At 58.3% G+C, this 11,071-nt stretch carries 15 protein-coding genes; 7 read left to right on the top strand and 8 right to left on the bottom strand.

Going from position 1 to position 11,071, the window contains the following annotated elements; translation table 11 throughout:
• The first annotated feature begins 7 nt into the window (after positions 1-7).
• From fliK to BMZ36_RS01120, 3 genes are read left to right on the top strand one after another with little or no spacing between them, the layout of a single operon-like run.
• Positions 8-1,114 (top strand): flagellar hook-length control protein FliK, encoded by a 1,107-nt coding sequence (gene fliK / locus BMZ36_RS01110; RefSeq protein ID WP_143085939.1) that lies wholly within the window; start codon positions 8-10, stop codon positions 1,112-1,114.
• On the top strand, positions 1,092-1,445 hold the full coding sequence (locus BMZ36_RS01115) for an EscU/YscU/HrcU family type III secretion system export apparatus switch protein (protein WP_245747735.1): 354 nt from the start codon (positions 1,092-1,094) through the stop codon (positions 1,443-1,445). Before fliK ends, BMZ36_RS01115 begins: the two co-directional genes overlap by 23 nt.
• A 14-nt stretch (positions 1,446-1,459) precedes the next feature.
• A complete protein-coding gene (locus BMZ36_RS01120; protein ID WP_245747736.1) occupies positions 1,460-2,020 on the top strand; it encodes a C40 family peptidase in 561 nt (186 codons plus the stop codon).
• Positions 2,021-2,071: 51 nt separating this feature from the next.
• On the opposite strand, the gene BMZ36_RS01125 is transcribed toward BMZ36_RS01120, so the two are convergent.
• Together BMZ36_RS01125 and flgM are read right to left on the bottom strand one after the other, a co-directional pair.
• Positions 2,072-2,527, bottom strand: coding sequence for a flagella synthesis protein FlgN (locus BMZ36_RS01125; protein ID WP_177187725.1), 456 nt, complete (start codon positions 2,525-2,527; stop codon positions 2,072-2,074).
• Between the two features lie 15 nt (positions 2,528-2,542).
• On the bottom strand, positions 2,543-2,830 hold the full coding sequence (flgM, locus tag BMZ36_RS01130) for a flagellar biosynthesis anti-sigma factor FlgM (RefSeq protein WP_091189921.1): 288 nt from the start codon (positions 2,828-2,830) through the stop codon (positions 2,543-2,545).
• A 180-nt stretch (positions 2,831-3,010) separates the two neighbouring features.
• On the opposite strand from flgM, the gene fliW reads away from it, so the two are divergent.
• The 4 genes from fliW (at position 3,011) to BMZ36_RS01150 (ending at position 6,384) form a co-directional block, all read left to right on the top strand.
• Positions 3,011-3,430 (top strand): flagellar assembly protein FliW, encoded by a 420-nt coding sequence (gene fliW, locus BMZ36_RS01135; RefSeq protein WP_091189923.1) that lies wholly within the window; start codon positions 3,011-3,013, stop codon positions 3,428-3,430.
• Between the two features lie 179 nt (positions 3,431-3,609).
• On the top strand, positions 3,610-4,575 hold the full coding sequence (locus BMZ36_RS01140; RefSeq protein WP_091190001.1) for an acetyl-CoA carboxylase carboxyltransferase subunit alpha: 966 nt from the start codon (positions 3,610-3,612) through the stop codon (positions 4,573-4,575).
• A complete protein-coding gene (tilS, locus tag BMZ36_RS01145) occupies positions 4,547-5,878 on the top strand; it encodes a tRNA lysidine(34) synthetase TilS (RefSeq protein WP_091189925.1) in 1,332 nt (443 codons plus the stop codon). The genes BMZ36_RS01140 and tilS overlap by 29 nt, the downstream gene beginning before the upstream one ends.
• Positions 5,878-6,384, top strand: a complete 507-nt coding sequence (locus BMZ36_RS01150) for a hypothetical protein (RefSeq protein ID WP_143085940.1) — start codon at positions 5,878-5,880, stop codon at positions 6,382-6,384. The genes tilS and BMZ36_RS01150 overlap by 1 nt, the downstream gene beginning before the upstream one ends.
• 135 nt (positions 6,385-6,519) lie before the next feature.
• On the opposite strand, the gene BMZ36_RS01155 is transcribed toward BMZ36_RS01150, so the two are convergent.
• The 6 genes from BMZ36_RS01155 to BMZ36_RS01180 all read right to left on the bottom strand — a co-directional run.
• Positions 6,520-7,422, bottom strand: coding sequence for a homocysteine S-methyltransferase family protein (locus BMZ36_RS01155; RefSeq protein WP_091189930.1), 903 nt, complete (start codon positions 7,420-7,422; stop codon positions 6,520-6,522).
• A complete protein-coding gene (locus BMZ36_RS01160; RefSeq protein WP_091189933.1) occupies positions 7,419-8,753 on the bottom strand; it encodes a replication-associated recombination protein A in 1,335 nt (444 codons plus the stop codon). The genes BMZ36_RS01155 and BMZ36_RS01160 overlap by 4 nt, the downstream gene beginning before the upstream one ends.
• A complete protein-coding gene (lolA, locus tag BMZ36_RS01165) occupies positions 8,737-9,351 on the bottom strand; it encodes an outer membrane lipoprotein periplasmic chaperone LolA (RefSeq protein WP_245747737.1) in 615 nt (204 codons plus the stop codon). Before lolA ends, BMZ36_RS01160 begins: the two co-directional genes overlap by 17 nt.
• An 88-nt stretch (positions 9,352-9,439) precedes the next feature.
• Positions 9,440-10,036, bottom strand: coding sequence for a hypothetical protein (locus tag BMZ36_RS01170; protein WP_091189935.1), 597 nt, complete (start codon positions 10,034-10,036; stop codon positions 9,440-9,442).
• Positions 10,037-10,092: 56 nt separating this feature from the next.
• Positions 10,093-10,704 (bottom strand): hypothetical protein, encoded by a 612-nt coding sequence (locus tag BMZ36_RS01175; RefSeq protein ID WP_091189937.1) that lies wholly within the window; start codon positions 10,702-10,704, stop codon positions 10,093-10,095.
• The coding region (locus tag BMZ36_RS01180) for a chemotaxis protein CheW (protein ID WP_091189940.1) at positions 10,679-11,071 on the bottom strand (393 nt) is incomplete at its 5' end. The genes BMZ36_RS01180 and BMZ36_RS01175, both read right to left, overlap by 26 nt.

The raw sequence follows: 11,071 nt of genomic DNA on the forward strand, positions 1-11,071 counted from the left end.
GGCCATCATGCTTCCCAGCAACCCCGCAGTGAGTCTGGTTCAGAACTACCTGCGCACCCAGCAAGGGGTGATCGAGGTTGCAAAACCAACCCCCGATCAACTGTTGCTGACGGTGGGCGAGCGCGTCCAAGCGACGGTTACGGACCAATTGCCCAATGGCCGCTTTGCCGTCTTGATCAAGGATCAGTTGCTGGATCTCAATCTGCCACGCAATACCCAGCCCGGCGAGCAACTGGAGTTGGTCGTTGCAGGCAAGGAACCGCGCCTGACCTTCTTGCTTTCCCAGTCGCTGCAAACGGAAATCAAAAATCAACCGGCAGGCGTGGCGCTGAGCCAGACGGCACGGCTGTTGGGCGATCTCGTCGGTCAACAGCAGGTCGGCAACAAGGCTGCGACGGTTCAACAGTCTGCCCCCCTGTTCGAAGACATCCCTCACCCTGAAAAGCTGGCATCACAATTAGCTTCGCGCTTGGCTGAGAGTGGGCTTTTCTATGAATCGCACCAGGCTGAATGGGTTAATGGAGAGCGCCCCCTGCAATCCTTGCTGCGCGAACCCCAAGCCCAATTCGCAGAGCGTAAAGCGCTCGATGCGGCGCAGGTAACGAATGCCGCGAAGCAAATGCAGGTAGCGCAGTTCGGGAATACGGCTTCCTTCGCTTTGCAGGAAAAAGGGGGAGAAACGCTTAAGGCTGAGGTGATGCCTCAGCCGGCGCAATTGCAGGGGCAACCGGAGCAAACGGTAAGGCATATTGTCCAACAACAAGTGCAGTTGCTGGAAAGCCATCCATTGGTATGGCAAGGCCAGGCTTGGCCGGGGCAGACGCTTCAATGGCAACTGGAAGTGGAAAACGAGCGCGAAGCTGGCCAGTCAGAGGGGGAGCCGCAGCGTACCTGGCAAACCCGTCTGGACATGAACTTGCCTCGTCTTGGCGAGGTAGGCGTGGTGGCGACGTTGCGCGGAGGTCAATTCACGTTGCGCTTTGAGGCAAGTAACGAGAATACGGTTTCCTTGCTGCAGCGCAGTCAGTCCATACTGGCTGGCCGGTTTGAGGCGGCGGGTTTGCTGCTGGTCATGAGTCAGGTGCATCATCATGTCGATGAAACCGGGAACTAAAAACGCCAATCGGCAGAAAGCGGTTGCGCTGGCTTATCAGGAAGGCCACGGTGCACCGCGTGTCGTTGCCAAGGGTCAGGGTCTGCTGGCCGAGCGGATTGTCGAGCGGGCTCGTGATGCGGGCGTGTTCGTGCATGAATCGCCAGAACTGGTTTCCTTGTTGATGCAGGTCGATCTTGACCAGCATATTCCTCCGCAGTTGTACCGTGCTGTCGCCGAATTGCTGGCGTTCATTTATCTGCTGGAACAAGGAGGAGAGGCTGTCGCGCCCGATCTGGACGCGCTGTTGACATCCCAGCTCGAAGTCCCTGGAAAACCTCCGGGTAACTGAAGTGCGATCAGGATATGTTGAAACAAAATGCTGGAGCGATCATGCGGCGGTTTTTAACCATGGGCTTTATTTTGCTGCCCTTTTTATTGAATGCTTGCGGCACCTCTTCGACGGTAAAGCAATCGAAAGCGGCAGTGGGTTCGAAGCAGGGGAAACCTGTTTCACTTTCCAGAATAGAGGCCGAAGGCGCCGCCCGCGAGGTGGTGATGTTCGCCTTGGGGCTGCTGGATGTGGGATACCAGTTCGGCGGAAGCAATCCGGAGGCCGGGCTGGATTGTAGCGGCATGGTGCGTTTCATTTACAAGGAAGCTGCGGGGCTTGATCTTCCCCATAACGCTGCGGCGCTGGCGCAGATATCGCAACCTGTTGGGCGTGAGAAGTTGCAGGCCGGAGACTTGGTCTTTTTCAATACGCGCGGTTTTTCATATTCCCATGTGGGAATCTATCTGGGGGACAACAAGTTCGTGCATGCACCGTCCTCTCGCGGGAAAATCCGCGTGGAGTCGCTGGCGACCCCGTATTTTGCCCAGCGCTATGAGGGGGGGCGGACTTTGCTGGCAATGAATGCCCGGTAGGGATTTTGTAAGTGGTAGGGGCGGATGAAATCCGCGAAGGTGGTCGCCGTGTCAGGCGCGGTCGAGCGGGCGGCGTGTGGAGCTGTGCGAAATGCGGCCGTCGGCGCTGTACCCTGTTTCTGCGTCTTGCTCGGCCAGCAGGATGCGCATCAGGTTACGGTTGGCTTCTTCGCGGCCGGAGAGTAGCTGACCGTTGCTTCGGTTGTAGGCGGCTGCTTGTCGTGCCAAATCGATCAGGGTTTTCCAGAGATCAAGCGAAGAGGGGGCATGGGTGGCAAGCCATCCGGCGATGGCGCTGCCATCGTCCGGGATATTGTGGGTTTGCATCAAAGCGAGGCGTACAGCGCTGAAGTTTTCCAGTTCGGCAACCAGTCTGGTCTTGTTGTTTGTGATATCCGAGAGCTGGTCGATGCGTGCGCTCGCGAGAACCTCCTGCTCTTTCTTCAGAAGCGCAACAACCTGCTCCAGGCAGGCGAGTTCATCCTTTAGTGCAGAATGAAGCGCCATGTCCACCATTGATGGTTACTCCTGCAGTAGTTCCTGGACGCTGGCGACGAGTTTGTCGGCGATAGCGTCGGCCCGGATGGAGAATTTCCCTTCAGCAATAGCCTGGCGAATAGCAGAAACTTTGTCGGCATCGAAGGTTGCGGTTGCGCTGCCGGCCTCCATGGCCTGAAGCTTTGCTGCCAAAGGGTTGATGCTGACGCTTTCTTGTTGGGCGCTGTCAGAGGTTTTGCTGGCGGAGGCGCGTCCTGAGGCGGGACGTGCGACTGACCCTGCAAGAGGTTTGGCCGAGTTGTCGATCTTCATGGTATGGCTCCGGTTCCTGATACCGTCGAGTGCATGCACGCGCTATACATTCGCAGTATAACGTGTTTATCGGCCGTGGCGCGGGCTTCTTGAGCCTTGGCGGCAAGTTTTTTTGCGGTTTGTGGTTGGGGTTTGGCGGCGCTTTGTTTATGCTGAAGTCTGGTGCCACAAGGAGTAGATATGGAAACTTACAACACCCCCTTCGGCGAGATTCAGGTCGACCCGGAAACCGTGATTTCTTTTCCGTCCGGCTTGCCCGGTTTGCCGGCTTGCAAGCGTTTCAAGTTGCTGCATGAGGATAAACCCAACCCTCAGGTGATGTGGCTGCAGTCGCTGGATGACATGGCGGTATTCTTTAATGTGATCGACTCCGAAATTTTGGGGTTGAATTACCAGATTACGTTGTCTGATGAAGAATGTGCCGAAATTGACATGCAGGATGGCGATGAGGCCAAGCTTTTGCTGGTTCTTCGACGCAAGGAAGAAGGTAGCTCCGGAATCGAGGCCAATACCCAAGCACCGTTCGTGCTCAATCTGCGCACTCGCAGGGCTTTGCAGAAAACGGGGGTAAGGGCAGACGTCGTATTCAGGAACGTCTGAACTGATTGCGTCCTGGTGGACAGGATGGTTTTGCGCTTGCCGCGCCATACTGTATGATCTGCCTGATTTTGCCAACCGCGCCGGCTTGGGCTGTGCATACCGGTTACAACCTAAGGTTTGTATCCGCGCATGGTTCATTGCCGGCGTAGCGCATCTGGCGCAGTATGGAGCAGCAGTGCATGAAAACGACTTTCCTTGATTTCGAACAGCCGATTGCCGATCTGGAAAACAAGATAGAGGAATTGAGGTTTGTTCAGGACGATACCGCAGTCGATATTTCTGTCGAAATCAGTCATCTGGAAAAGAAAAGCCAGGATCTGACCAAGAGCATCTATGCCAAGCTTTCTCCTTGGCAGATTTCTCAGGTGGCGCGCCATCCGCAACGTCCCTATACGCTGGACTATATTCGCGACATCTTCACCGATTTTGAAGAACTGCACGGGGATCGTGCGTTTGCCGATGATACAGCTATCGTTGGGGGAGTCGCGCGTTTCAATGGCCAGAGCGTGGTGGTGATCGGGCACCAGAAAGGGCGCGATACCAAGGAGCGGCAGTACCGTAATTTCGGCATGCCTCGCCCTGAGGGTTACCGCAAGGCGTTACGCATGATGAAACTGGCCGAGAAATTCAACCTGCCGGTTATCACTTTTATCGATACGCCTGGAGCCTACCCCGGCATCGGCGCTGAGGAGCGTGGCCAGTCGGAGGCAATCGGCCGCAACCTGTACGAAATGGCCAAACTACGGGTGCCGGTTATCTGTACGATTATCGGCGAAGGCGGCTCGGGCGGGGCGCTGGCGATTGCCGTGGGCGACGTAGTGCAGATGCTGCAGTATTCCACCTACTCGGTCATTTCGCCGGAAGGGTGCGCGTCCATCCTGTTCAAGACAGCGGAGCGGGCTAACGAGGCTGCTGAGGCGCTGGGCATTACGGCCAACCGCCTAAAAACGCTGGGTTTGATCGACAAGGTCATTACCGAACCGCTGGGCGGCGCACACCGCAATCCACAGCAAATGATGCTGACCATGAAGAAGTCGATTGCCGACGCGCTTAAATCCTTGCATGAAAAATCTACCGACGAATTGCTTGATGCCCGTTTCGAGCGGCTGATGAGCTATGGCAAATTCAAGGAAGAAACCGCTTGATCTTCCTGAGCGGGTGAGGCAATGCCTTGCCCGCTTTCTTGATCTGTCTCCTGATGCCCGTCTGTGCGTCGGTTTTTCCGGTGGACTTGATTCCGTCGTCCTCCTTCATCTGCTTGCCGGCTTGCGCGAACAACATGGTTTTGCGCTCCACGCGATGCATGTCCATCATGGTCTTTCTCAAAATGCCGATACTTGGGCTGCTTTTGCGCAGGAAACGGCGGCTGCGCTGGGTGTTGATTGCCTGGTCGAACAGGTGAGTGTGGCGAAGGATGGCCGTGGTGTCGAAGCTGCGGCCCGGCAGGCCCGGTATGCGGTGTTCGAACAGCAGGCATGCGATGCCTTGCTGCTTGCTCATCACCGCGACGACCAGTCCGAAACGGTTCTTTTCAATCTGTTGCGCGGCAGCGGCCTGAATGGCTTGGCCGCCATGCCGCATTCCCGGTTTTTGGATAGCGGCGCACGCTTGGTGCGCCCATTGCTGGATGAATCGCGCCAAACCTTGCTGGATTACGCCCGCACTCATTCCTTGCGCTGGATCGAAGACGAAAGCAATGCCGATACCGCCTATGACCGCAATTTTCTGCGTCATCGCATCCTGCCGGAATTGGCTGTTGTATTTCCTGGCCTGAATCAAACTCTGCCCCGTGCCGCAGCCCATGCGGCGGAAAGCGCCGGTTTGCTGGCGGAATTGGCAGAGTTGGATTTGACGCGTTGCGTGGCTGAGGGCGGGTTTGATTTGTCATGTGCCGCGCACCTGTCTGTTGCCCGCAAACGCAACGCGCTGCGGCATTGGCTCGGTCAGGAAAATCTGGTTCTGGATTCCCGTGCATTCGATGATCTGCTGCGCATGATGGAGAGCTCCGGCAGGGATGCCGAACCTGTATTCGTCTGGCGCGACCGGGCGGTTCGCCGCTACCGCAATTACCTGTTCATTACGTCAGCTCACCAAGAGGCGGGGCCGGTGGTTTCCATTACATGGCGAGAAGGGCAAACCTTGGCGGTGCCGTCTTGGCATGGGCGCTTGAACTGGCAAAAGGTAGAGCAGGGAGGGATCGCGGAATCCTGTCTTGTCTCGGCCAATATCGAATTGCGGCCGCGTGCTGGCGGGGAGCGGTTGCGCCTTCATCCTGGTGGTCCGAGTCGACTGGTCAAGCACTTGTGGCAAGAGGCTGGTATTGCGCCATGGCTGCGGGATACGACGCCTTTGCTTTGGCTTGACGGGCAACTCGCCGCCGTTCCCGGCTTGGGTGTGGCTGAAGCATTTTCCTGCGATGGGTGGAGAGCGAGTTGGTGCGCGGATTGATGACGGCAGCTTTTCTTTGCTTGCTGACTGCCTGTGCCATTCCAGTGCTGCAGGTGGCAGAAGTAGCCATGCATGGCAAAAGCGCTTTCGATCTGTATCGGGCTATCATCTCCAATCCAGAAGAGTTGCTGACCTTGACTGGCAGTATCCGGGAACATTACAAGGCCCACGATCCCGCAACGCGGTATGCGGGGCTGGAGAACAAAACCGCAGCAACCAATGGCTGGTTTGACGATGGATGGCTGGCGCTCGATTATATCCGGCTTGGCCCGGCCCCCTGCGACAATCTGCCGCAAGGCTGTTTTTTCGTTGAGCTCAAAAAATTGAGCTTCAGTCAGTGCATTTCCCTCGCGAATCATGACGAAATCAACGGGCTCTATTACCGGGTCGAGCTCAACGGCGACCCGGTCTCAATCGGCGGGCTCAATCACGAAGTCTTGGAAGAATGCAAAATAGCCTTGCCGCTGATGCAGGGCAGGAATGAGATCAAGTACATCTCTTACTGAGGCGCCCCTCTTGTCATTGGTTTGCGCGCAAGTCTGACTGTTGCCACCTCGGCAGGGTTGATGGAGGAGGAGCGGGGCAGGAAATCCTGCTTTCGCTCTTCAAATTCTACAAAGTTGGAGGTGGCCAGTTGTTTGTTATGGCCTGAATGCGGCTTTCAGCGCTGCAATGTGTTCCGGGCCGATTCCGCAGCAGCCACCCACGATGCTTGCTCCGCATGCCACCCAGTCTTGGGCGAACTTGAGGTAGCCCGGTGCGGTCAGGTCGGCGCGGATTTCGTCCAGATCGGCATTGGCTTCGGCATCCTTGCGTTGCGGCGGGAAGGCGTTGGCATAGACGCCGATCTGCAAGTCTGCACCGATTTCTGCCAGTGTCTGGCGTGCGGTGGCGACGGCGGCGGCCATGACTTCCGGTTGGCTGCAATTGAACAGGATGGCTGCGGCACCGAGGGCGGCTACGGCTCGTACGGCATCGGCCACAGTTTCGCCTGAGCGCAGGCGCGGCGTGGCCGGGTTTGCATCCTCGTCATCGAGCGTGAAGGAAATCCACAGCGGTTTGCCGTCGTTGCCGATGGCGGTGCGCACGGCTTGCGCTTCCGCAATCGAACTCAGCGTTTCGGCTTGCCAGTGGTCAATATACGGGCGCAATCCTTGCACCAGCACCGAGAGGATGTCCTGCACCCGGCCTGCGTCGAAAAGGTCGGCGCGGTAGGAGCCGAATACCGGCGGCAGCGAGCCCGCGACCCTGACTGGATGAGGTGCTGCATCGGCCGCCTGACGCGCGAGCTGACCGGCGATTTCGATGAGCCGGCGACCGTCGCTGGCAAAGCGTTCTTCGCCAATATGGAACGGCACCACGGCATAGCTGTTGGTAGTGATGATATCGGCGCCGGCTTCGATGAAGTTGCGATGGGCTTGGGCGACGTATTCCGGCGCTTTGATCAGCGCGAGCGCCGACCATTCCGGCTGGCGGAAGGGGGCACCGATGCGTTTGAGCTCGCGGCCGGTGCCGCCGTCAAGAATCGTGATGGCTTGCTTCATGATTTTTTCCTGTCTTGGTTTTTGAGCCATTCCCGGTCGAGATCGGCCAGATGTTTGAGTTTTTCACCGATCTTGCCTTCAAGGCCGCGCGGCACGGGTTCGTAGAATTTCAGGTTTTCCAGCCCTTCGGGCAGGTAGGTTTCGCCCGCGGCGTAAGCCTCGGGTTCGTCGTGCGCGTAGCGGTAAGCCTTGCCGTAGCCGAGTTCCTTCATCAGCTTGGTTGGGGCGTTTCTCAGGTGTACGGGTACGCTGCGCGATTGGTCCTTGGCGACGAAGGCGCGCGCGGCGTTGTAGGCGTTGTAGCCGGCGTTGGATTTGGGTGCGACGGCGAGGTAGATCACGGCTTGCGCCAGGGCGAGTTCGCCTTCGGGACTGCCCAGGCGCTCGTAGGTTTCGGCTGCATCGTTGGTGATCTGCATCGCGCGCGGGTCGGCGAGTCCGATGTCTTCCCATGCCATGCGCACGATGCGCCGTGCGAGATAGCGCGGGTCGGCGCCGCCGTCGAGCATGCGGCACAGCCAGTAGAGCGCGCCGTCCGGGCTGGAGCCGCGCACCGATTTGTGCAGGGCGGAAATCTGGTCGTAGAACGCATCGCCGCCCTTGTCGAAGCGGCGTGCGTTGAGTGTGAGCGCTTCGTTGAGGAAATTTGCATTGATGGTGTCGGTACCGGCAGCTTCGGCTGCGTTGGCGCTTTGTTCGACGAGGTTCAGGAGCCGTCGCGCATCGCCGTCGGCGTAACCAACCAGCGTATCCAGAGCGGCCTCGTCGAATTGCAGCGCGGGATAGCATTCGGTGCGTGCCCGTTCGATCAGGCTTTTCAGGTCGTCGGCAGCGAGCGGTTGCAGCACGTAGACCTGCGCGCGGGATAACAGCGCCGCGTTGCATTCAAACGAGGGGTTTTCGGTGGTGGCACCGATGAAGGTCACGAGCCCCGATTCGACAAAGGGCAGGAAGGCATCTTGCTGGGCCTTGTTGAAGCGGTGCACTTCGTCGACGAACAGGATTGTGCGTCGGCCGCGCTGGCGGTTGTGCTCGGCTGTGTCCATCGCGGCGCGGATGTCCTTGACCCCGGAAAACACGGCCGAAAGCGGGATGAATTCGGCCTCGAAAGCATGGGCGAAAAGGCGCGCCAGTGTGGTTTTGCCTACACCGGGCGGCCCCCACAGGATCATCGAATGCGGCTGGCCGCTGGCGAGCGCCAATTGCAGGGGCTTGCCCGGAGCGAGCAGTTGGCGCTGGCCGACGACTTCTCCGATCGTTTTCGGGCGCAGGCGTTCTGCCAGCGGCTCGTGAGCCGGCGGCGCGCCGAAAAGGTCACTGCCGGACGACATCGGCGCCCTTGGGGGGAGTGAAACGGAACAAGGCTGCATCCGGTTTGCTGTTGACAACTATCATGCGAAATTCGATGCGCGTGGTCTGGCCAAAGCTGTCTTCCAGTTCCATGCGACGGATTTCCTTGCCGGAAAAGCCGATACGCACGCGGTTGAAGTTATTGTCTCCCTGCCTGGGGATGGCTTCGACCCAATTCAGATTGTCGCGCGACTGCAGCGCTTTCATCCGATAGCGCTTTTCGAGATGGTTGTCTCCGGAAAGCAGCGCAGCCGGGCTGCTGTCGAGCGCCTTGTCGATCTGCTTGACCGTCACCTGGTTGAGGTCGGGATCGTGAAGCCAGACATCCTTGCCGTCGCCCACGATCAGTTGTTCATAGGGCTTGCGGTAGTGCCAGCGGAACTTGCCGGGGCGCTGGATGGCAAAGCTGCCGTTGGAGGTCTGGGTCTTGCCGGAACGGTTGACCACGGTCTGGGTGAACTCGCCCTGCATGGTACGCAGGCTGCCGAGCAGGGCTTGAAGGTCGGTTACGGTGTCGGCATGGGCCGGCAACGCGCAAAGCAACAAGAACAGGGGAAGAAAAAGTCGGCAGAAGCGCATCGGAATTTTCGCAGCCAAAAAGGGAAAGTTTATGCGCTGTCGGCTGGACGGACAATGAGAAACGGGAGCAAATATGGCGAGTTGGCAATCAGAAGAAAATAATCTCGCCTTGCGCGTCGTCTTCCTGGATTTTTTTCGCAAAAGCCTGTTCGCGTACGAGCAGCGTCTGGCTCGTGGTCTTGATGCGGCGGAGCACCACTTTGCCGCTGTCAGGATAGAAACACACTTTGCGGGCACAGGCCCCGCCCAGATCCTGCGCCGTAATGGGGATGTTTTCCACGTGCAGGTAGTTGAGGGCGAATTCCGCGTTGCGGGCGCCCACTGTGCTGGCAACGTTGCTTAACATGGCGGCACCGCCGAATACCTTGGCCACCAGGTGGCGTCTTTCTGCGCCCAAGGCCATTGCGCGGTTGATCAGCAATTCCATCGCGTAATCGCCATAGCGCGCGGTCTTGTCCCATGCAGCTTGCATCGGATCGATGCTGCCGCCGGCCGGGAGCAGAAAATGGTTCATCCCGCCGATGCCGTGCAGTTTGTCGTGAATGCAGACAGCCACACACGAGCCCAGCAGGGTGACAAAGGCCTGTTCCCCTTTCGAGACGCCACATTCCCCCGGCATGAGATTGACCAAGGGGGGGGATGGATGGAATTTGTCCGGGCTTTTTCCGGATGTCGGAGACATCATGCGGTGATTTTTCCTGGGAACCGGGCTCTGGAAGATTACAAGAAACTGCGCGAAGTTTAAAACAAAAACACCGAGCCTTGTGTCTCTTCTTGTTGTAGTTGTTTGGCGAAGGCAATTTCGCGCATGACAAGATCGCGGTTGGTTCCCGTGATGCGCCGGACAAATGCTTCACCATTGGCGGGAAAGAAGTAGGCCTGCCTGGCGAGTGGTCCGCCAAGATCTTGGGCCATGACCTGGATTCCTTCGATCTCCAGATAGCGTCGGGCAAACTCGGCATTGCGTTCGCCAATCAGGCTGGTGCTGCCAGCCAGTACTGCGCCGCCACCGAAAAGCTTGGCACAGAGGTGTTCACGCCTGGCCCCCAACGCGATTAGTTTGTTGATGAGTAATTCCATGGCGTGATCGCCATAACGCGCAGCTTTGGCCCAGCCAGCATGGGTTGGATCGATATCGCCGCTGTCCGGTAGCAAGAAATGGTTCATGCCGCCGATACCTGTATCTTGATCCCAGATGCAAGCCGCTACGCAGGAGCCGAGTAGCGTTGTAAATCCCGTTTCGCCTCGCCCGGCCTGAAATTCACCGGGCATCAGGCTGATGAGCGGTAGTCGAAAGCGCGGGTCTAGGTAGGCGCCGCGTTTGGCTTCACCCTGTTCTTGCCGCTTGTTCATATTGGGCCACGCTGGCGAGTTCTTCGAGGGAAAGGATGTTGCCGAGATCGAGCAGGATCACGAAGTGCTGATCAAGGTTGGCGATGCCGGTCATGAAATCGGTGCGGATGCGTGCACCGAGACGGGGAGGGGGCGCGATGGCTTGGGCCGGGATGTCGATGACTTCCGAGACGGCATCGACGACCAGCCCGACATCGAGCTGCTGCTCGTTCTGCTCCAACTCCACGATCACGATGCAGGTGTGCTTGGAAACCTGCGAGAGCGGTTTGTCGAAGCGTACCGCCAGATCCAGCACCGGCACCACGGCACCGCGCAGGTTGATCACGCCGCGAATATAGGGCGGCGTGAGCGGGATCTCGGTAATGCC

It is taken from the genome of Formivibrio citricus, assembly GCF_900115065.1.
Lineage (GTDB): Bacteria > Pseudomonadota > Gammaproteobacteria > Burkholderiales > Chitinibacteraceae > Formivibrio > Formivibrio citricus.